The sequence below is a fragment of the Mycolicibacterium houstonense genome (genome assembly GCF_900078665.2).
Lineage (GTDB): Bacteria > Actinomycetota > Actinomycetes > Mycobacteriales > Mycobacteriaceae > Mycobacterium > Mycobacterium houstonense.
Genome location: NZ_LT546207.1, coordinates 3,653,070 through 3,672,654, shown reverse-complemented (window position 1 = coordinate 3,672,654; position 19,585 = coordinate 3,653,070). Strand labels below are relative to the sequence as shown.

Here is a 19,585-nt window from a genome sequence, read left to right as displayed (position 1 = left end):
GAAAAAGGGAAGAGCCGGCGTCGCGCCCGCCGTGGCGAACTAGAATCCGGGTGTGACCTCCGGAAACGCGCCCCGCCGCGGGCGCGGCCGTCCACCGCGCATCGATCAGGGACAGATCGTCGCCGCGGCACGAGCGATACCTCCGGGCGAGTTGACGATGCAGGCGGTGGCCGACGCGCTCGGTGTGGACCGCACCACGTTGCACTACTACGTCGGTGACCGCGACGGGCTGCTCGAGCTGGTTGTGGCCGACCTGTTCGACACCGAGCTGCGCTCGATCGATTTGCCCGAGGACGCGAGTTGGCAGGAGATCCTGCGGGCCTACGGGAGTGCCATCCGTCAGGGAGTGCTGAAACTCGGTGTGACGGCAACGAGTTTCCGGCTGAGTGGTACCGGCGGAGCGGCCAGCCTGGCGCTGGCCGAGCAGGTGCTGCGGGCGCTGACGGACGGTGGGTTCGGTACCGCCGACGCCGGGCGGGTCCTCACGCTGGTGTCCGGGCTGGCGATGTCGGCCGCGCACGACGTTCTCGGCTCGGCCGCGTCCCGGCTGCACCACCAGACTCCCGAGGTGGTCCGCGCCCTGAAAGACCTTTCCGCCGAAGACTTCCCGTTGCTCAGCACGGTCGTCACCGACCGCGACGTCGACGCGACCGCGGTCAAGGACTTCGAGTTCAACCTCGACATCGTGATCGCCGGGCTGGAGCAGTTTCTGGCCGACCGGGCTCGATGACAGGGCCGCGCCGGCGTTTCGTCACCGCCGAGCCGAACCTGCGGGTCACCGGGTGTAGATTCGAAGGTGGACCGTGCACATCAGTGCGTCAAATGCGGCGTTCGACTGTCACTGCGTTGGATGTTTGATCGGTCAGCCGGTGATTAACCCTCGCTTGCTTTCGACTAGCTGTGCGGTAGTCCCGCACCTTTCAAGGACACGTCTATGGAATCGTCCGCACTGTTCTCCCACATCGAGCAGCAGGAGTCGAAGCCGACTCTCGATCGCTCGACCGAATCGGCGTCGGGTCCGGTCTTCTCCGATCAGACCGCATCGCAGCCTCGTACCGATCTTCTTTCGCCGTCGTGAACGGCCTCACCGGAGCGCGACGGCTGGCCAGTCCGGTCCGAATCGCCCTCGCCGACCAGCTGGGTGCCGACATCGACGGGGCATGGTGGCCACACACCGCGTCGGTGGCCGGGGAATTGCCGGAACTCGTTGGCGCCCTTCATCCATCGCTCGGCGAAGTCGTCGATATCCGAATCAACTGGTCAGCAGCGGAGGGCCAGTTGGACCTCAACACGATCGTGACCGGCAACCGATGGACGCAGGGGCGAAGCCGAGCCGTCCCCGGCTCATGGTGGTGGCGGGCCGGCACGAGTGCGCGAAACTGCTTGTCATCCCGTGCAAGACATCGACCGCACTCGGTGCGCTGGTGATGCGTTGTGCCGCCGGGATGCCGGTGGTGGAGACGGTGCGTCGAACACCCCTGTTCGAGACCGCGGATTGCGTGCTCAGGGTCGCACAGACCGAGTCAGCCAAATGGCTGGGGCCTATGCAGAGCACACCCTTGTGAACAAGAACGGGCTGGTACGGAACCTGTCCGTACCAGCCCGCCATCAGGTCTCAGCGCGGTTAGACCGCGGTAACTCCTACTGCCTGGGGGCCCTTGGCGCCCTGGGTGATCTCGAATTCGACGCGCTGGTTCTCTTCCAGCGACCGATAACCGTTTCCGGTGATCTCGGAGTAGTGAACGAAGACGTCGGCAGCGCCGCCGTCAGGGGCGATGAAGCCGAAGCCCTTTTCGCCGTTGAACCATTTCACAGTTCCCTGTGCCATATTTTGCTTCTCTCATTGTTCAAACCGGACGTACGAAAAACGTCCGAGTCCAAGTATGGCACGTCGAAACCTATTGACCTAAAAAGTATTTGTTCGGTGAACCTGTTACCCGGGACGTCCGCCCCGCCACGCGCACAGCTTCCGGCGCTGTGTCCGGGATCAGACCCCGCGGCTGAAACCGCTGTGTGACAGCTGTTTTCGAGCAATTGGCGAGGAATTTCCGGACTCCCGCCCAGGTGCCGTCAGTGCCCGGATTGAGTCGCGTCGTCCTTGGCCTTCTTGCCGAACGGCAGCACGTGCATGATGCCCACGACCACGGTGCCGACCACCAGCCCGATGACGGCTGATACGCCGGTGTTCACCAGCCAGGCCAGTACACCACCGAATCCACCGCCGACCGCGTGGTGCACCGCCTCCTCGGCATGGTGGACCAGCCCGTACAGCGTGTGCCAGCCGAGAGTGTCGGTGCCCACCAGCAGGATGTGCCCGCCGACCCACAGCATCGCGACGGTGCCGATGGTCGACAGCGCCGAGAGCAGCTTGGGCATCCCGGCCACCAGGCCGCGCCCAATCGCCTGGGACGTGCGCGACGAGCGCTGCGACATCAGCAGGCCGACGTCGTCCATCTTCACGATGCCCGCCACCACGCCGTACACCGCGGCGGTGATCACCAGCGCGACGATCACCAAGATGATCAGCCGTGGCACGAAGGTCTGGTGGGCCACCTCGTTGAGTGCGATCACCATGATCTCGGCCGACAGGATGAAGTCGGTGCGGATCGCGCCGGTCACCATGAACTTCTCGGCATCGACGCCGGCGGCCGCGGTGAGTTCACCGTGCGCCCCACCACCGTGTCCGCCGTGGCCCATGAAACGGCCCCACACCTTCTCGGCGCCTTCGTAACAGAGGTACGTCGCGCCCAGCATCAAGATGGGGGTCAGCAACCATGGTGCGAACTGGCTGAGCAGCAGCGCCGCGGGGAGGATGAACAGGAGCTTGTTGCGCAGCGACCCGATGGCGATGCGCTTGATGACGGGCAGTTCCCGGTCGGCGGTCAGGCCGTGCACGTACTGCGGCGTGACGGCGGTGTCATCGATCACCACGCCCGCGGCCTTGGCTGTCGCCTTACCGGTCGCGGCGCCGATGTCGTCGATCGAAGCCGCCGCCAGCCGGGCCAGCGCGGCAACATCGTCGAGCAAACCGAACAGGCCGGCGCTCACAGTCGTCTCTCTTCGCGCTCGAGGCTCATCGGCGCAGTCATCCCCATGGGGGTGAAGGTTACCGGCCGGACGCCATACTCGTCGCCGGCAGTGGTGAGCCGCGGCATCACATCCCGATGAGCGACTCGATCCAGCCCCTGGCGAAGTAGAGGATGAAACCGGCGGCCACGATCCACAGCAGTGGGCTGACCTCGCGGGCCTTGCCCGCGGCCGACCGCAGCACCGCCCAGGCCACGAAACCGACGCCGATGCCGTTGGCGATCGAGTAGCTGAACGCCATGGTGGCGACGGTGAGCACCACGGGCAGCGCGACCGAGAACTCCGACAGGTCGATGTGGCGCAGCTGCGACACCATCATCGCGCCGACGATGACCAGTGCCGCGGCGGCCACTTCGGTCGGCACGATCGAGGCCAGTGGAGAGACGAACATGGCCGCCAGGAACAGCAGGCCGGTGATCAGGTTGGCGAAGCCGGTGCGGGCGCCTTCCTCGATCCCGGCGCCCGATTCGATGAAAACCGTGTTGGACGACGCCGACGAGGAACCGCCGACCACCGCGCCGGCGCCCTCGACGATCAGTGCCGATTTCAGTCGCGGGAAATTGCCCTGGGAGTCGGACAGCCCGGCCTCCCGCGACAGCCCGGTCATCGTTCCCATGGCGTCGAAGAAGTTGGCGAAGACCAACGTGAACACCAGCATGATCGCGGCCAGCGCGCCGATGCGGCTGAAACTGCCCATGCTGACCTCACCGACCAGGGACAGGTCCGGCAGTGCGAACGGTGAACCGGACAGGGTCGGGACCGACAGGCCCCAGCCGCCCGGCTTGTCCTGCGCCGATCCGAGGTGCCAGATCGCCTCGACGATCACCGCGACCACGGTGCCGGTCACCAGACCGATGAGGATGCCGCCGCGCACCTTTCGCGCCACCAGGATGCCGGTGACCAGCAGGGTGAACACGAAGACGACCGTCGGCACGGTATTGATCGAGCCGACGCCGCCGGTGCCGAGGCCGACGGGCGGAGAAGGTAGGCCGGTGGAGCCGACGAATCCGGCGTCGACCAGACCGATGAACAGGATGAACAAGCCGATGCCTGCGGTGATGGCCAGCTTGAGCTGCATGGGGACGGCATCGAACACCATGCGGCGGAACCCGCTGGCCGCCAGCGCCACGATGATGAGCCCGTCGATGACGACGAGGCCCATGGCCTCGGGCCAGGTCACGGTGCCGACCACGGTGGTGGCCAGGAACGAGTTGATGCCCAACCCGGCGGCGAAGGCGAACGGTAGGCGGGCGATGATGCCGAACAGGATCGTCATCACGCCCGCGGCCAGGCAGGTGGTGGCCGAGACCTGAGCGAATTCGAGCTTGTTGCCGTCGACGTCGGCCGACGCGGAGAGGACCACCGGGTTCAGCACGATGATGTAGGCCATCGCGATGAAGGTGACCAGGCCGCCGCGGACCTCCGAGGAGACCGTCGAGCCACGCGCTGAGATCTCGAAGAAACGATCGACTCGATTCATAACCGATGAGCCTAAGGTGGCGGCGCTCCGGTTTCCCGCTGTATGTGGATGATCGAGTCGGGGCGGGTGGTGACGTTCATCCCCGCTCTCGTGGGTGAGACGCTCGCGGCGATGCCGACGGGCGGGACCGCTGACCGGGGCCTGGCCTCAGATAACCATCGGCCGCAACAATATTGGGTTGCGGTACGTGCTAGTGATCCTCGGTTCGGGAACGGCCTCGCCGTGGCGACGATCACGCCGGAAAACCGTTTGACCTCAAGTTAGGTTGAGATGCCATGCTCCCTACATGACAGTGCGGCACAGCCGGTGCGGTGTGGAAAACCGCCGGGAACCTGGGGGTAATCCCCCTGGGGGATTCGGGGTGCGGTGGATAGCTTCAAGTGACGAAAGTGTCTGAGGCATCGAGATGAGCAATGGCAGGAGCGGGGCCGTGCCGACTTGCACAGATGAGACCGTGAACGTTGAGGATTGTCGGCAGGCGCGGTTCGAGCGCGATGCGCTTCCGTTGGTGGACCAGCTCTACGCGGTCGCGCGCCGGTACACCCGCAACGCGCTGGACGCGGAGGACCTGGTCCAGGAAACAATGCTCAAGGCGTACAGCAGCTTTCACACCTATCAGGACGGCACGAACATCCGAGCCTGGTTGTTCCGCATCCTGAGCAACACGTGGATCAACTCGTACCGCACCGCGCAGCGCCGGCCGCAGGAGGTGTTCGCCGAGGCGCTCACGGATTCCCAGCTGGCCGAAGTCGCACAGCGGTACCCGCTGGGCGTGGCGTCCGCGGAACTGGCGGCGCTGGAGTCGATGGGCGATGAGGAGGTGCGCCGGGCGATGCGCGCGTTGCCGGAGCCGCAGGGCATCGTGGTGTACTACGCCGACGTCATGGGATTCCGGTACAAGGAGATCGCCGAGATCGTCGATGTGCCGGTCGGCACGGTGATGTCCCGGTTGCACCGGGGGCGGAGGAATCTACGTGCCCTGCTGGTGGATGCGGATGTGGCGGGGGGCTTCCGCACCGGAAGCCGATTGCCCTGCACCGCAGCCTGATTGGCGAATCGGTTCAGTTCACCGCTCGGCAGGTCTCGATGAACGCCGCGGCCGGCCGGGTGAGCTTGGCGCCGGCGAGCGTCACCGCCTTGACCGCGAGCCCGGGATGGTTGCCTGCGAGCGGCCGCGTGATGAATCCGCGGCCCTCGTAGCTCACCGAGATCTGGGTGCGCTGGCTGAGGATGGAATAGCCCAGCCGGCGCGCCACCAGCGAGCGGACGAGCTCGAAGTTGGTGGCGCGGTACCGGACTCGTGGCTCCAGGCCCTCGGCCTTGAAGAGGGAGAGAAAATAGTCCCCGCCCGGTGGCAGGCTGAACAGGATCATCGGATGGGTGACCAGTTGGTGCAGCGCCACGACATTGTGCACGGCCAGCGGGTGGTCCTCCGCCAGCAAGACGTACGGCGGTGCGGCGACGATGATTTCGGATTGCAGGTCGTCGCGGGGTGAGGACAGATCCGACCCGTAGTCGTAGAGCAGCACCAGGTCGAGGGTGCCGTTGCGAAGGTTGTCGATGAGGGTGTCGTGTGGGCCTTCGGTGAACGTGAGATCGACGCCTGGGAAGCGCACGACGTACTCACTCAGCACCGGCGGTAACAGCACCGGCGACAGCGTGCTGTAACACCCCACCATCAGTTTGCCGGTGAGCCCGTATTGGCTTTCGCGGGCCGATGTCTGCAGGTCTTGCAGATCGACCAACAGCCGGCGGGCGTCGACAAGCACCTGTTCGCCGATCCCGGTCGGCCGAACCCCGCGCCGGTGCCGGACGAGCACCTGGACACCGAGCGCGCGCTCGAGTTCGCTCAGCGCCATCGACAGCGCCGATTGGGACAAGTGCAGGCGCTGCGCGGCCGCGGTCACCGAGCCTTCTTCGACGGCGGCGATGAAGTACTCGAGCTGGCGAAGCGTGGCATCAGACATCAACAAAACCGATCGATAGCTTCAACTAGTTCGACTGTACAGGGTATGTGATCGGCGACATAGTCGACGGGACCACTCATCCTGACGGCAGGAGTTCCCATGAACCAGCGCGGTGGATCGGCGCCCCAATCCACGGAGCCGCACCGGGTGCCCGACAGCGGTGCCCCGCCGGGCGGCGGGCTGAGGCGCAGCCTGGAAAACCGTCACATCGTGATGATCGCCCTGGGCGGCATCATCGGTGCCGGGCTGTTCGTCGGCAGTGGTGCGGTGATCAACCGCACCGGTCCGGCCGCAGTGCTCAGCTATGCCCTGTCCGGGGTGCTGATGATCCTCGTCATCCGTGCGATCGGCGAAATGGCCGTGGCCCGACCGTCATCGGGATCGGTGGCCAACTTTTCCAGAGAAGGCCTGGGCAACTGGGCCGGGTTCAGCGTCGGCTGGCTGTACTGGTACTTCTGGGTCGTCGTCGCCGCCATCGAGGCCGTCGCCGGCGCCGGCATCCTGGTCAACTACATCCCGGGGGTCCCGGCCTGGCTGCTCTGTCTGGGCCTGGTGCTCGTACTCACCGCGATAAACCTGTTGTCGGTCAAGGCATATGGTGAGGCCGAGTTCTGGTTCGCGTCCATCAAGGTCATCGCGATCATCTTCTTCATCTGCGTCACCGGCCTGTTCCTGCTCGGACTGGTGGGCAAGCCCGAGAGCCCCGGCCTGACCAACCTGTTCTCCCACGGTGGCATGTTCCCGTACGGTGTCGTGGCCGCGCTCGTGGGCAGCGTGACGGTGCTGTTCTCGATGGGTGGAGCCGAGATCGCCACCATTGCCGCCGCCGAGTCGAAGAAGCCCGTCGAGTTCGCCGCGAAGGCGACCAAACAGGTGATGGCCCGGGTGTTCATGTTCTACGTGCTGTCGATCCTGCTGATCGTTGCCGCGATTCCCTGGGACACGCCGTTCACCGGTGAGAGCATCCGCAGCCCCTTCGCGGTGGTGCTGGAATACATCGGAATTCCCGGCATGTCGGTGGTGATGGAGGCCATCGTCCTCACCGCGGTACTGAGCTCACTGAACTCCTGCCTCTACATCACCTCGCGAATGTTGTTCGCACTGGCCGAAAAAGGTGATGCGCCTGCGGCATTGGTCAAGGTCAACAGCAGGGGAGTGCCGGTGCGGGCGATCCTGGCCGGCACCTCCATGGGCTATGCGGCCGTGGTGGCCAACTACTTCTTCCCCGAGCAGGTCTTCATCTTCCTGATCAACTCGTCGGGCGCCATCCAGCTCATCTACTACATCATTCTCGTCGGCGCCGAGATCCGGCTGCGCCGAAGGCTCGAGGTCAGCGACCCCGGCGCACTGCGCATGAAGATGTGGTGCTTCCCGTACCTGTCCTGGTTCTCCATCGCCTGGATGGCCGTAGTCCTCGGGCTGATGGCGGTGATCGAGGAGACCCGCTCGCAGTTCCTGCTGAGCCTGGTCGCCTTCGGAGTGATCCTGCTCGCCTACCGCTTTCGCGCCGCTCGCGGTGCTGCGCCCGCCACCGGCTCCACCCCAAGCGTCTGACCGGCGCCGTCTAGATAAAGGAAGAAGCAATGATCAGAACCGGAGAAGATTACCGGGAGTCGATCCGCGACGGACGAAACGTCTGGATCGACGGGGAACGCGTTGGCGATGTGACCACCCATCCGGCGTTCCAGCCCATCGTCGATGTCCGCGCCCGGATCTACGACCTCGGCCATGACGAATTGACCAGGGACGCGATGACGTATGTCGACGAAGACAGCGGCGAAACCTGCGCCATCGGCTCCAAACCCCCGATGACCAAGGAGGACTGGCACGCCAAGCGACGCGGCGTGGACGTCATCCTCGACCATGCGGGTGGCGTGGTCACCCGCGTCGGTGACGAGACGGTGGGCGAGATGTGGTCGTTGGCCGACGGCCAAGACGTTCTCGACAAGATCAACTCGGCGTTCTCCGAGAACATCGTCAGGCACGTTCGCAACGCCACCCTGACCGATCCGTTCCATGTTTCCGCCAACACCGATCCGAAGGGTGACCGGTCGAAGTGGCCGCAAGAGCAGGACCCGGATGTCCTGCTCCGGGTAGTGGGTGAGAACGACCGCGGAATCGTGGTGCGCGGCGCCAAATTCGAGACGGCCGCCGCGTACTCGAATCAGGCGTTCGTCAAACCGACGATCGGCGACTGGAACAATCAGACCCACTCCGAGTACGCCGTCGGATTCCTCGCCGACATGGGCCATCCCGACATCATGCACATCTGCCGCTCCGGATTCCGGGGTATGCGGTCGCCGGACGACTACCCGCTGACCAACCGCGTCGACGAGATCGACACGATGATCGTGTTCGACGACGTGGAAATCCCGTGGGAGAACGTCTTCTTCTACCGGCACACCGAGGCGGCGAGCTTCATCCGGGCCACGCTGCACCGGTACAGCATCTTCCCCTTCATCCAGCGCCACCTGCGCTGGGCCGATCTCCTGCTGGGATTCGCCCACGCCAGCGCCCGCCAGACCGGGGTCAAGATGCATCAGGGCGTGCGGGAGAAGATCGCCGAGGTGGCCGCCTACCGCGAAGGGATCAACGCCTTCCTCACCGCGGCAATCGAACTCGCCGAGCCGAGCCCCGGTGGCTTCCTGATGCCGCACCAGCCGACGATGTACTCGGGTCGGGTGTTCGCCTGCAGCAACCTGCCCAGGATCGTGCACCTGGTACGCGATCTGGCAGGCTGCCAGATCAGCCTGACCCCCAGCGCGGCCACATTCGCCAACGAGGAAGCGTCCGGGTGGCTCAAGAAGTACTTCGCCATCGGCGACGTGGAAGCCGAGGAGCGACGGAAGCTCCTGGCCTACGGGCGTGACCTGCTCAACTCCGACTACGCCAACCATCGGCTGACGTTCCAGCTGTTCGCTCAATCACCGCCCTTCTCACACCTGTTGGCGATCTACAACAACTACGACTTCGAGCCGGCGACCGAAATCATGTGCCAATCCGCCGGTATCAAGACAATCGATGGGAGAAACCGATGACCACCACCTCCAGCACCGAAACCCTTGTGGTCGGCGGACATCGCCGGATTCGGCCGTTCAACACCGCCAACACCTATCCCGAGCAGAATCTGTCCAACGACCTCTGCCAGGCCGTGGTCGCCGGAAACACCGTGTATCTACGCGGTCAGGTGGCCCAGGACCTGGATACCCGTGAGTGCGTGGCCGTGGGTGATCCGGCCGGGCAGGCACACAAGACGATGGACAACATCGAGATGCTGTTGGCGGAGGCCGGGGCCGCCCTTGAGCACATCGTCTCCTGCCATGTGTATCTCACCGATGTGCGTTACCGCGAGGACGTCTACCGCGTTCTCGGGGAACGGCTCAAGGGCGTGTTCTACGCGTCCACCGGACTGGTCGTCGACTCCTTGGCCCGCCCGGAATGGGTGGTGGAAGTGACTGTGACGGCGGTGATTCCGTGACGTTCTCGTTGGCCGGGCGATGCGCCCGGACCGGGATGTTCGGCGCGGTGGTGACGTCGTCGAGTCCGGCGGTGGCGGCCCGCTGCATATCGGCCCGGTCCGGTGTCGGCGTCGCGTGCACCCAGAACGTCACCGATCCGACGCTCAGCACGAAGCTACTGGACCGGCTCGCGCACGGGGACGATGCTCAGCGCGCGATGGACCTGGTGGTTGCGGCGGCTGCCTACGCGGAATACCGGCAACTCACCGTCGTCGGCGCGAAAGGCGCCGGGGCATTTCACTCGGGTGCCCGTACCTTGGGCACCCACACCGTCGCCACCGGTGCCGATGCGGTGGCCGCGGGCAACCTCCTGTCATCCGAGAAGGTGCCGCAGGCAATGGTCGAGGCGTTCGAAGCCGACCCCGAGGCGGAACTCGCCGAGCGACTGCTGGCCGGGCTGCGAGCCGGTGAGGAGGCCGGTGGCGAGGAGGGCCCCGTACATTCCTGCGGGCTGCTCGTGGTCTCGGACGCCGAATGGCCGCTTACCGACCTTCGGGTGGATTGGGATGACGACCCGATCACCCGCCTCGAGCACACCTGGCGGGTGTGGCAGCCGCAGGCCGCCGACTACACGCTACGGGCGCGCCGTCCGGACTTGGCGCCGTCCTACGGAGTTCCGGGTGACGAATGATCTCAAAGACCGCGTAAGAAGCGCTGTGGAAGAGGTCTTTCCCTCGCTGATCGCGCTGTCGGAGAAACTGCATGCCAATCCCGAGCTCGCCTGGTCCGAACATCAGGCGGTCCGGTGGGTGAGCGGACGCCTCGCCGACGGTGAGTTCGAGTTCGTCACACCCTATTTGGGGTTGGACACCGCGTTCCACGCGCGGAGCGGGAGCGGTCCGGTCCGGATCGGTTTGTGTGCCGAGTACGACGCGCTACCTGGGCTCGGCCATGCCTGCGGACACAATCTGATCGCCGCCATGTCGGTGGGCGCCGCCCTGGCGCTGGCCGGCGTCGCCGACGACGCCGGCCTCACGGTCGAGGTCTTCGGAACGCCGGCCGAGGAGGGCGGCGGGGGAAAGATCGAAATGCTGGAGCGCGGCGCGTTTCACGGCCTCGATCTGGCGTTGATGGCTCACCCCGCCCCGGTCGACGTCGCCGAGGCGCGACCATTCGCGGTCTCGCATTCGGAGATCAGCTTCACCGGCAAGGCGGCTCACGCCGCGGCCTACCCAGAGCACGGTCGAAATGCCGCCGACGCCTTCACGATCGCGCAAGTGGCGCTCGGTCTGCTCCGTCAGCAGCTGCCGCCGACGGTCCGGGTGCACGGCGTGGTGACCGATGGCGGGGAGGCCCCCAACGCCATACCTGAGCGCACCCGTGGCAGGTGGTATGTGCGTGCCGAAACGCTGGCCGAACTCGCCGAGCTGGAACCGAGGGTGATGCGGTGCTTCGAGGCGGGTGCGCTGGCGAGCGATTGTGAGCTGGCGGTGCGGCCGGAGAGCCGGCCGTACGCGGAGTTCCGCACCGACGAGCGAGCTTTGGCGGCCTACCGGCGTAACGCCGAGGCTCTGGGACGCACGTTCGTCGAGGACGGTGCCGGCCGGATGAACCGGGCATCGACCGATATGGGAAACGTCTCCCAGGTGGTGCCCGCGATCCATCCCTACATCGGGATCGGTTCGCTGCCCGCTCTCAATCACCAACGTGAGTTCGCCGACCACTGCGTGGGGGACAAGGCAGAGCGCGCGATCCACGACGGCGCCGTCGCCTTGGCGTGGACCGTGCTCGACGTCTTCGCCGATCGCGTGCCGCGATGACGCCACCGGTGCGCGTCGAACGCGATCTGATTGGCGCCCGGGATGTTCCGGCCAATGTCTACTGGGGCGTGCATACCGCACGGGCGCTGGAGAACTTCCAGGTCAGTGGCATCACCCTGGCCAGTCATCGGCCGCTCATCGCGGCATTGGGCGCGGTCAAGCAGGCGGCGGCGCGGGCCAACCGCGAGCTCGGTGTGCTCGACGCGGACCGCGCCGCGGTGATCGACCGAGCTTGTCAGGAGGTGATCGACGGCGCACTGGACGGCGAGTTCGTGGTCGACGTGGTCCAGGGCGGTGCGGGCACGTCGACGAACATGAACGCCAACGAGGTCATCGCCAACCGGGCGCTCGAGTTGCTCGGTCACCCACGGGGCAGCTATGACAAGCTGCATCCCAATGATCATGTGAACCGGGGGCAGTCGACCAACGACGTCTATCCGACGGCGGTCAAGCTGGCGCTCATCGCGGCCCTCACTGAGCTGGCGGGGAGTGTCGAGGCCCTCGGTGGCGCCTTCGGCGCGAAGGCCGACGAATTCGCCCGCGTGCCCAAGATCGGGCGCACCCAGCTGCAGGATGCCGTGCCGATGACGGTTGGTCAGGAGTTCGGGGCCTGGCGTTCGACAGTGCACGAAGAAATCGACCGCATCGCCGAGGCGCAACGCCTGTTGTGTGAAATCAACTTGGGTGCAACGGCTATCGGCACCGGGATCACGAGTGTGGCCGGCTATGCCGCCGCCGCGGCGCGTCATCTCCGCGAGATCACCGGGGTACCGGTGACAACGGCCTCCGATCTCGTCGAGGCGACCTCGGATACCGGCTCGTTCCTGCATCTGTCGGCAGTGCTCAAGCGCACCGCGGTGAAGGTATCGAAGATCTGCAACGATCTGCGGTTGCTGTCGTCGGGACCTCAGGCCGGATTGGGCGAGCTGCGGCTACCGGCGCGCCAAGCCGGATCCAGCATCATGCCCGGCAAGGTCAATCCGGTGATCCCGGAGTTGGTGAACCAGGTCGCATTCGCGGTGATCGGCAACGACGTCACCGTGACCATGGCGGCTGAGGCAGGGCAACTCCAGCTCAACGCGTTCGAGCCCATCATCTGCCACGGCCTGTTGCAGTCGATCGGGTGGATGCGGCGGGCCTTCGACACGTTGCGTACGCACTGTGTCGAGGGAATCGAGGTCAACCATGAACATCTGCAGGATATTTCGGCGCGGAGCGCCAGCGTGGTCACGGCACTGATTCCGGTGCTCGGCTACGCGCGAGCCAGTCAGGTCGCCGCGGCGGTGCTCGAAGGCAGGGGCGAGGTACGAGACCTGGCGTTGGCTACGGGATCGATCGCCGCCGGGGACCTGGACCGTCTGCTGGGAGACGGCCGACACCCCGGTCCCTTGCCACGTCGCTGAGCAGCTCGCGTAGCCGGCATCGGCCGCGGGCCAGCCGCGACATCACGGTCCCGATGGGAGTGCCCATGAGGGAAGCGATTTCACGGTAGGCATAGCCTTCCACATCGGCCAGGTAAACCGTGACGCGGTTGACTGCCGGGATGGCGCCGAGGGCATCGGCTATCTCGTCGTCGCGCATCGTCTCCAATGCCTCGACCTCCGCCGACCGCAGGCCGCACGACATGTGCCCGGCCGCAGCGGACAACTGCCAGTCCGTAAAGTCTTCGCAGAGTTGCTCGCCCACCCCGCGCTGACGAACGCGGTAAGTGTTGACCCAGTTGTTGTACATGATCCGGAAGAGCCACGCGCGGGCGTTCGAGCCCGGCTGGAATGTATGAAAACCGCTGTAGGCCTTGAGCAGTGTTTCCTGCAGCAGGTCTTCGGCGTCGTATCTGTTGGCGGTCAACCGCTGTGCGCGCCGTGCGATCTGGTCGATACAGGGCAGCACGGTGTTGACGAAAAGAGTCGCATTGTGGGCGGCGGTAAGCGAATCCGTATCGCGGTCAGATCGCATGAGACACCTCCGAATATGCATAGAAAAACTATGCATAAGTCTAGTTCATCTAGATAGCCACGCTCCGGTGGGGTGGCCCAGATGTTCGGCGGGCCTGTTACTTGGGGGGCGTCAGGCGCGAGCGGGGAGGCGTCATTCCTAGCTTCTTTCCAGGAGATTCACAGGAATGACCCTTCGCTGCAATTGGTTGCGGACCGGTGTAAAGTTCTCTCCCGCTGTACATAGTTATTCGAACTAATTCGCCCGGCGTGCGTGCTGCCGGGCCGTTCGGATAGGCGTCGGGAGGTACGGGTGAGTCCTGGTCGGGGAGCTCGTGTGGTGAAACATGCCTGGATACCGCTGGTTCTGGTGGTCGTGTTGGCGATATCGGGCCTGGTGGTCTCCCGTCTGCACCGGATCTTCGGCTCAGAGGATCTGAACGCGAATGCGGGTGCCGGCATCGAGATCGTCCAGTTCAACCCGAAGGTCCTCGTCTACGACGTATACGGGGCGCCGGGGACCACGGCGCAGATCAGTTATTTCGATCCGGATGCCAAGGTGCATCAGGTGACCGCCCCCTTGCCCTGGTCGATCACGTTGTCCACCACCCTGCCGACCGTCAGCGCCAACCTCATGGCCCGCGCCGACGGTGGCGAGATCGGATGCCGCGTCACTGTGAACGGTGTTGTCCGCGAGGAGAAATCAGCCAACGGCGTCAACGCCCAGACCTACTGCCTGGTGAAGTCCGCATGACCAACTCCGCTCACGCACAACCCAAGCGACCGTTCATCGCTCACAGCCTGCGCATCCTGGCGGTGCCGGTGATCCTGTTCTGGCTCGCCTTCGCCGTCGTCGTCAACGTGATCGCGCCGCAACTCGAGATCGTCGGCGAGGAGCACTCGGCACCGATGGCGCCCGAGGATGCGCCCTCGATGATCGCCATGAAGCGGATGGGCGCGAACTTTCAGGAGTTCGATTCCAACAGCACGGTGATGATCGTGGTGGAGGGGGACCGGGCGCTCGGTCCCGATGCCCACCGGTATTACGACGAGATCATCCGCAAGCTGCGGCAGGACCCCGGGCATATCCAGCACATCCAGGACTTCTGGGGTGACACCCTGACGGCGGCCGGAGCGCAGAGCGCCGACGGCAAGGCCTCTTATGTGATGCTGAATCTGGCTGGGCAGCAGGGGCAGACGCTGGCCAACGAGGGCGTGCAGAGGGTGCGCGAGGTCATCGAGGACACCGCCGCTCCACCCGGTGTGCGTGCGTACGTCGCCGGACCGGCGGCACTGACCGACGACATGCACGTCATCGGCAACGCCAGCCTCGGCAAGATCACCTTGTTCACGCTGGTGGCGATCGCGATCATGCTGCTGATCGTCTACCGCTCGATCATCACCACGTTGATTCAGCTGGTGCTCACCGGCGTCGGATTGCTCGCCTCACGCGGGCTGGTCTCGGTCCTGGCCACCCACGACGTGTACGGGCTGACCACCTTCGCCGGGAACATCCTCACCATGCTGGCGATCGCGGCGGCCACCGACTACGGAATCTTCCTGTTCGGTCGCTATCGTGAGGCGCGCAGTGCCGGGGAGGACCGGGAAACGGCGTACTACACCACGTTTCGGTCGGTGGCGCCGGTCATCATCGGCTCGGGTCTGACGATCGCCGGGGCGACATACTGCCTGAGCTTTGCCCGGTTGCCGTACTTCAGCACCATGGGCGCGCCGGTGGCGATCGGGATGCTGGTGGTCATCGCATCGGCGGTCACGATGGGCCCGGCGGTGCTGTTCCTCGGCAGCAAGGTCGGGCTGTACGAAGCCAAGCGGCCACCCAAGGGCCGATTCTGGTACAAGGTCGGCACCGCCGTGGTCCGTTGGCCGGCGCCGATCCTGGTCGCCAGCTCGTTCGTGGTCCTGATCGGCGTGGTCGCCGTGCCCGGCTACAAGGCCGCCTACAACGACCGCTGGTACCTACCGAGCGAGGCTCCGGTGAACGTCGGATTCGCCGCGGCCGACCGGCATTTCAGCCAGGCCCGGATGAACCCGGACATCCTCATGGTCGAATCGACCCACGACATGCGCAATCCGGCCGACATGCTGGTGCTGGACCGCGTCGCCAAGAATGTGCTGCGCACCGAGGGCATCGCGATGGTGCAGAGCATCACCCGCCCGCTGGGCATCCCGATCCAGCACAGCTCGATTCCGTTCCAGACCGCGATTCAGGGGCAGACCAGCAACCTGAACCTGCCGTTCCAGCGCGATCAGCTGGAGAACCAGCTCAAAATGGTTGAGGCGACGAATGTCTCGATCGGCATCCTGGAGGAGCAGTACCGGCTGTCGCTCGAGCAGACCAGGCTCACCCAGGACTCGGCGGCAAAATCGCAGGAGTTGCTCGAGGTCACCAAGAAGATGCGAGACAACATCGCGAACTTCGATGACCAGTTCCGCCCGATGCGCAATTACTTCTACTGGGAACCGCACTGCTTCGACATCCCGATGTGTTCCGCCGCGCGCTCGGTCTTCGACGCCCTCGACGGTATCGACGAGCTGACCGACAGAACGTCATCGGTCCAGGTCAACACCGATCAGCTGGCCGACCTGGCGCCGAAATTGACTGCGCTGCTTCCGCAGACGATCGCCTCCATGAAAACCAGCCGAGACTTGTCGCTGGCGTCGTACAACTCGCAGAAGGCCCTGCTCGATCAGATGCAGGCGATGAACGACACCGCGCTGGCGATGGGGGAGAGTTTCGACCAGGCGAAGAACGACGACCTGTTCTACCTGCCGCCGGAGGCGTTCACCAACCCGGACTTCGAGCGCGGCCTGAAGATGTTCCTTTCTCCGGACGGCAAATCGGCGCGGATGTTCATCACCCACCAGACCGATCCGGCGACGCCGGAGGGGATCGCGAGGGTGAACGCCGAACGCACCGCAGCCCAGGAGGGCCTGAAGATGTCCTCGCTGTCGGACGCCAAGATCTACCTCGGCGGCGTGGCGGCGACATACAAGGACATGAGTGACGGGGCCCGCTACGACCTGATGATCGCGGTGGTGTCGGCGTTGACGCTGATCTTCATGATCATGCTGATCCTGACCCGCAGCGCGGTGGCGGCGCTGGTGATCGTCGGCACGGCGGCCAGTTCCATCGCCGCCTCGTTCGGTATCTCGGTGTTGTTGTGGCAGGACCTGTTCGGCATCCATGTGCACTGGCTGGTCATGCTGATGTCGGTGATCATCCTGCTGGCGGTCGGCTCGGACTACAACCTGCTGCTCGTCTCCCGCTTCAAGGAGGAGATCCACGCCGGTCTCAAGACCGGCATCATCCGCTCGATGGGCGGCACCGGTGGCGTGGTGACGTCGGCGGGCATGGTGTTCGCGGCCACGATGGCCGCCATGCTCGGCAGTGATCTCGTGGTGCTGGCCCAGATGGGATCGACGATCGCGATCGGCCTGCTGCTGGACACGCTGATCGTCCGCTCGCTGCTGATGCCTTCGATCGCCACCCTGCTGGGGCGGTGGTTCTGGTGGCCGCAGGTGGTGTATCCGCGCGGGGACAACCACTTCCGGAAGCCGGCGACGCGGCGTCCACCCCGCGCGGATGACGAGGACACGGCGGCCATCCCGGTGCCCACCAGCTAGTGGCCGGCCTTCCACCGCCGGTAGGCGTCGGGTAGGCAGACGGCGCAGGGCCGGTACCCGGCCGAGACGGCGGTGTGTTCGTCGGCGAAGAACNGGCAGACGGCGCAGGGCCGGTACCCGGCCGAGACGGCGGTGTGTTCGTCGGCGAAGAACACCCGGTGCGCGACGTAGCCGCCGCCGGCGAGGGCGCGCAACGCCGACGGACAGTCGAGCCGGCCGTAGATCTTGCTACGGCGGTGTCCGCCAACGGTTCCCGGTCTGCTGCTGTGGTACGGCAGGCCGTCCGCGTCGACGAGGGTGTAGGGCTGGGCCGGATTCATGCCGCGTCGTGGAAAACCAGACCCAGTGTGAACCTGGTTCCGGATCGGACCGTGGAGACACCGTGGCGGATGGCTGCCGCCGACCACCCCCGCACCGACTTGGCCGGCCGGTCGCGGGTGGTGAACACCAGCCCGTGCCCGTGCGGGATGACGGTGGCGGTGCCGCGCGATTGCGCGCGAGGCCGCTGTTCGTACAGCAGGAACTCGCCGCCGGTGTAATCGACGCCCGGTTCGGTCAGGTTGATCACGACCTGCAGCGGGAAGATCAGGTCCCCATACAGGTCGCGGTGCAACGCATTCCAGTCCCCGGCTCCGTACTTGAGCAGGATCGCCGTCGTCTTGCTCTGACCCGCCGCATGGCACATCCGCAGCCAGTCATCGAAACCGTCCGGCCATGGCGCCTCCCGGCCGAGCCGGCTCCACCAGGTGCGCGCGATCGGCAGCAGGTGCGGATACAGCGCCTGTTTCAGCGCGGTCACCACCGGGGGATAGGGCCGGCCGAAGTAGCGGTACTGGCCCTCCCCGAACCGGTAGCGGCCCATGTCGATCGTCGACCGGAACCGGGAGGCGTCGGGATACAGTGCCACGATCTCGGCTGCCTCCGCCGGTGTCAGCAGCGGCCCGGTCAACGCGCATCCGACGGTGTCGAGTTCGTCGCGGACACCGTCCCAGTCGGTGGCGTCCACCCGCTTGCGCCAGGGATCTCGGGCCGTCATGCCGCGGCCTCCAGGTCGAGTAGCAGGCGCTTGGCCTCCGCCCCGCCGAGGTAGCCGCCCATCGCACCGTCGCTGCGGACCACACGGTGGCACGGAATAACAACGGGCAAGGGGTTTTTCGCGCATGCGGTGCCGACTGCGCGCACTGCCTTCGGGCTGCCGGCCAGCGCCGCGACGGCGGCGTAGCTGGCGGTCTGGCCGTAGCAGATCTCGGGCAGATGCTGGAGCACGGTGCCGCGGAAGCCGGCCGCGAGCCGCCAGTCCAGCGGTAGGTCGAAGGTGCGCCGGGCCCCGGTGAAGTACTCGCCGAGTTGACGGGCGGCGGCGTCGAGACGCGCCGGTGCGCGCAGGATGCGTGGACTCACCTTGTCAGCCAGCTGCTGCAGCACGGCGTCATGGTCTTCGCGGGCATATGCGACGCGGACCAGGCCCTGCTCGGTGGCTGCCAGCAGCAGCGGTCCGACCGGGCTGTCGACGGTGCGGTAGGCGATGTCGAGTAGACCGTCGCGCTGGGCGGCAATCGTGAGCCTGGCGTGCAGTTCGGTCAGGTCGTCGGGGCGCGGCTGGGTGATTCGGTCCAGGTCGCGCAGGACGGCGTCGCCGTTATTCATGGGACTCTCCTTTCCGGGAAGCACCTACCTCGGCGCGCTCGCCGAGGTAGGTGCGTCGTAGCGTGGCGATGCCGTCGCTGGCGGCACGACGAGCGGCCGCGGCGCTGCCGCCGAGGATTTCGGCGATCTCGTCGTAGGGCAGGCCGGCCAGGTAGTGATAGGCGACGGCGTGTTTCTGTTTGTGCGGCAGTTGCTCGACCGCGGCGGCCAGGTCGGTGAGGTTCTCCGTCTCGGGGGCGCCGGGCCTGTCGGGGACGACGTCGGTGGGAACGGGCTGACGGGTTCGGGTCCGGGTGAGGTCGATCGCCTTGTGGTGGGCGACGGTGACCAGCCAAGCTTCGAGGTTGGCGTCAGCCGGCAGGTCCGGGTACGCCTTGAGCGCCGCAAGGAAGGTGTCCGACCAGGCGTCATCGGCGTCGTGCGCGCCGACGACGGCGCGGCAGACCCGAAAGACGGTGGGGCCGTGGTCGCGGACCACGGTCTCAAACGGCGGTTTGGCTTTCACACCCTGTAGACGCTCCGCGGCCGAATTTTGTGAGGTCTCCAT

21 protein-coding genes are annotated in these 19,585 nt (G+C 65.7%); 12 read left to right on the top strand and 9 right to left on the bottom strand.

The genetic code is table 11. From position 1 onward, the window contains the following. Positions 1-52 precede the first annotated feature (52 nt). From BN4332_RS18310 to BN4332_RS33960, 3 genes are all read left to right on the top strand, one after another. Positions 53-730, top strand: a complete 678-nt coding sequence (locus tag BN4332_RS18310; protein WP_066900370.1) for a TetR/AcrR family transcriptional regulator C-terminal domain-containing protein — start codon at positions 53-55, stop codon at positions 728-730. A 204-nt stretch (positions 731-934) separates the two neighbouring features. Then, positions 935-1,078: a hypothetical protein gene (locus BN4332_RS32995; RefSeq protein WP_235654132.1), complete on the top strand. Its 144-nt coding sequence runs from the start codon at positions 935-937 to the stop codon at positions 1,076-1,078. Then, complete coding sequence (locus BN4332_RS33960; protein WP_435405165.1) at positions 1,075-1,428, top strand: DUF5994 family protein; 354 nt, start codon at positions 1,075-1,077, stop codon at positions 1,426-1,428. The genes BN4332_RS32995 and BN4332_RS33960 overlap by 4 nt, the downstream gene beginning before the upstream one ends. A 196-nt stretch (positions 1,429-1,624) precedes the next feature. Here BN4332_RS33960 and BN4332_RS18300 read toward each other — a convergent pair whose 3' ends face one another. From BN4332_RS18300 to BN4332_RS18290, 3 genes are all read right to left on the bottom strand, one after another. Further along, entirely contained in the window at positions 1,625-1,828 is a 204-nt protein-coding gene (locus BN4332_RS18300; RefSeq protein ID WP_066900368.1) for a cold-shock protein, read from the bottom strand. A gap of 242 nt (positions 1,829-2,070) precedes the next feature. Then, positions 2,071-3,048, bottom strand: coding sequence for a DUF808 domain-containing protein (locus tag BN4332_RS18295; protein WP_066900366.1), 978 nt, complete (start codon positions 3,046-3,048; stop codon positions 2,071-2,073). A gap of 106 nt (positions 3,049-3,154) precedes the next feature. After that, the gene (locus BN4332_RS18290; protein WP_066900364.1) at positions 3,155-4,567 is read right to left on the bottom strand and encodes an NCS2 family permease; all 1,413 of its coding nucleotides are present in this window, start codon (positions 4,565-4,567) and stop codon (positions 3,155-3,157) included. Positions 4,568-5,021: 454 nt separating this feature from the next. Between BN4332_RS18290 and BN4332_RS18285 the strand changes: the two genes are divergently transcribed. Further along, the gene (locus tag BN4332_RS18285; protein ID WP_084459318.1) at positions 5,022-5,615 is read left to right on the top strand and encodes a sigma-70 family RNA polymerase sigma factor; all 594 of its coding nucleotides are present in this window, start codon (positions 5,022-5,024) and stop codon (positions 5,613-5,615) included. A gap of 13 nt (positions 5,616-5,628) precedes the next feature. On the opposite strand, the gene BN4332_RS18280 is transcribed toward BN4332_RS18285, so the two are convergent. Then, on the bottom strand, positions 5,629-6,534 hold the full coding sequence (locus BN4332_RS18280; protein WP_066900360.1) for a LysR family transcriptional regulator: 906 nt from the start codon (positions 6,532-6,534) through the stop codon (positions 5,629-5,631). Positions 6,535-6,633: 99 nt separating this feature from the next. On the opposite strand from BN4332_RS18280, the gene BN4332_RS18275 reads away from it, so the two are divergent. Genes BN4332_RS18275 through BN4332_RS18250 form a run of 6 tightly spaced genes read left to right on the top strand, consistent with a single transcriptional unit; the run spans position 6,634 to position 13,215 of the window. Beyond that, positions 6,634-8,088 (top strand): amino acid permease, encoded by a 1,455-nt coding sequence (locus BN4332_RS18275; RefSeq protein ID WP_084459317.1) that lies wholly within the window; start codon positions 6,634-6,636, stop codon positions 8,086-8,088. 29 nt (positions 8,089-8,117) lie between these two features. Then, positions 8,118-9,572, top strand: coding sequence for a 4-hydroxyphenylacetate 3-hydroxylase family protein (locus BN4332_RS18270; RefSeq protein WP_066900358.1), 1,455 nt, complete (start codon positions 8,118-8,120; stop codon positions 9,570-9,572). Then, positions 9,569-10,012 carry a RidA family protein gene (locus BN4332_RS18265; RefSeq protein WP_066900356.1) on the top strand — a complete coding sequence of 148 codons (444 nt, stop codon included), beginning with the start codon at positions 9,569-9,571 and terminating at the stop codon, positions 10,010-10,012. The genes BN4332_RS18270 and BN4332_RS18265 overlap by 4 nt, the downstream gene beginning before the upstream one ends. Next, positions 10,009-10,683: a DUF1028 domain-containing protein gene (locus BN4332_RS18260; protein ID WP_066900354.1), complete on the top strand. Its 675-nt coding sequence runs from the start codon at positions 10,009-10,011 to the stop codon at positions 10,681-10,683. The genes BN4332_RS18265 and BN4332_RS18260 overlap by 4 nt, the downstream gene beginning before the upstream one ends. Then, entirely contained in the window at positions 10,673-11,812 is a 1,140-nt protein-coding gene (locus BN4332_RS18255) for a M20 family metallopeptidase (protein ID WP_066900352.1), read from the top strand. The genes BN4332_RS18260 and BN4332_RS18255 overlap by 11 nt, the downstream gene beginning before the upstream one ends. Continuing rightward, entirely contained in the window at positions 11,809-13,215 is a 1,407-nt protein-coding gene (locus BN4332_RS18250) for an aspartate ammonia-lyase (protein WP_066900349.1), read from the top strand. The genes BN4332_RS18255 and BN4332_RS18250 overlap by 4 nt, the downstream gene beginning before the upstream one ends. Here the strand turns inward: BN4332_RS18250 and BN4332_RS18245 are convergent. Continuing rightward, a complete protein-coding gene (locus tag BN4332_RS18245; protein ID WP_338066782.1) occupies positions 13,136-13,702 on the bottom strand; it encodes a sigma-70 family RNA polymerase sigma factor in 567 nt (188 codons plus the stop codon). The two genes, BN4332_RS18250 and BN4332_RS18245, sit on opposite strands and share 80 nt — an antisense overlap. A gap of 381 nt (positions 13,703-14,083) precedes the next feature. On the opposite strand from BN4332_RS18245, the gene BN4332_RS18240 reads away from it, so the two are divergent. Continuing rightward, the gene (locus BN4332_RS18240) at positions 14,084-14,500 is read left to right on the top strand and encodes an MmpS family transport accessory protein (RefSeq protein ID WP_066900345.1); all 417 of its coding nucleotides are present in this window, start codon (positions 14,084-14,086) and stop codon (positions 14,498-14,500) included. Then, positions 14,497-17,391, top strand: coding sequence for an MMPL/RND family transporter (locus BN4332_RS18235; RefSeq protein WP_066900343.1), 2,895 nt, complete (start codon positions 14,497-14,499; stop codon positions 17,389-17,391). The genes BN4332_RS18240 and BN4332_RS18235 overlap by 4 nt, the downstream gene beginning before the upstream one ends. On the opposite strand, the gene BN4332_RS18230 is transcribed toward BN4332_RS18235, so the two are convergent. From BN4332_RS18230 to BN4332_RS18215, 4 genes are read right to left on the bottom strand one after another with little or no spacing between them, the layout of a single operon-like run. After that, positions 17,388-17,711, bottom strand: a complete 324-nt coding sequence (locus BN4332_RS18230) for an Ada metal-binding domain-containing protein (RefSeq protein ID WP_066900341.1) — start codon at positions 17,709-17,711, stop codon at positions 17,388-17,390. The genes BN4332_RS18235 and BN4332_RS18230 overlap by 4 nt on opposite strands. Continuing rightward, positions 17,708-18,427 (bottom strand): 2OG-Fe(II) oxygenase, encoded by a 720-nt coding sequence (locus tag BN4332_RS18225; RefSeq protein WP_066900339.1) that lies wholly within the window; start codon positions 18,425-18,427, stop codon positions 17,708-17,710. Before BN4332_RS18225 ends, BN4332_RS18230 begins: the two co-directional genes overlap by 4 nt. Continuing rightward, positions 18,424-19,038 carry a methylated-DNA--[protein]-cysteine S-methyltransferase gene (locus BN4332_RS18220; protein WP_084459314.1) on the bottom strand — a complete coding sequence of 205 codons (615 nt, stop codon included), beginning with the start codon at positions 19,036-19,038 and terminating at the stop codon, positions 18,424-18,426. The genes BN4332_RS18225 and BN4332_RS18220 overlap by 4 nt, the downstream gene beginning before the upstream one ends. Continuing rightward, entirely contained in the window at positions 19,031-19,585 is a 555-nt protein-coding gene (locus BN4332_RS18215) for an RNA polymerase sigma factor (RefSeq protein ID WP_066900337.1), read from the bottom strand. Before BN4332_RS18215 ends, BN4332_RS18220 begins: the two co-directional genes overlap by 8 nt.

Coding starts and splice junctions, on each gene's coding strand:
- BN4332_RS32995 (WP_235654132.1), top strand. CDS start 935: ATGGAATCGTCCGCACTGTTCTCCCACATCGAGCAGCAGGAGTCGAAG.
- BN4332_RS18300 (WP_066900368.1), bottom strand. CDS start 1,828: ATGGCACAGGGAACTGTGAAATGGTTCAACGGCGAAAAGGGCTTCGGC.
- BN4332_RS18290 (WP_066900364.1), bottom strand. CDS start 4,567: ATGAATCGAGTCGATCGTTTCTTCGAGATCTCAGCGCGTGGCTCGACG.
- BN4332_RS18280 (WP_066900360.1), bottom strand. CDS start 6,534: ATGTCTGATGCCACGCTTCGCCAGCTCGAGTACTTCATCGCCGCCGTC.
- BN4332_RS18275 (WP_084459317.1), top strand. CDS start 6,634: ATGAACCAGCGCGGTGGATCGGCGCCCCAATCCACGGAGCCGCACCGG.
- BN4332_RS18270 (WP_066900358.1), top strand. CDS start 8,118: ATGATCAGAACCGGAGAAGATTACCGGGAGTCGATCCGCGACGGACGA.
- BN4332_RS18265 (WP_066900356.1), top strand. CDS start 9,569: ATGACCACCACCTCCAGCACCGAAACCCTTGTGGTCGGCGGACATCGC.
- BN4332_RS18250 (WP_066900349.1), top strand. CDS start 11,809: ATGACGCCACCGGTGCGCGTCGAACGCGATCTGATTGGCGCCCGGGAT.
- BN4332_RS18235 (WP_066900343.1), top strand. CDS start 14,497: ATGACCAACTCCGCTCACGCACAACCCAAGCGACCGTTCATCGCTCAC.
- BN4332_RS18225 (WP_066900339.1), bottom strand. CDS start 18,427: ATGACGGCCCGAGATCCCTGGCGCAAGCGGGTGGACGCCACCGACTGG.
- BN4332_RS18220 (WP_084459314.1), bottom strand. CDS start 19,038: ATGAATAACGGCGACGCCGTCCTGCGCGACCTGGACCGAATCACCCAG.
- BN4332_RS18215 (WP_066900337.1), bottom strand. CDS start 19,585: ATGGAGACCTCACAAAATTCGGCCGCGGAGCGTCTACAGGGTGTGAAA.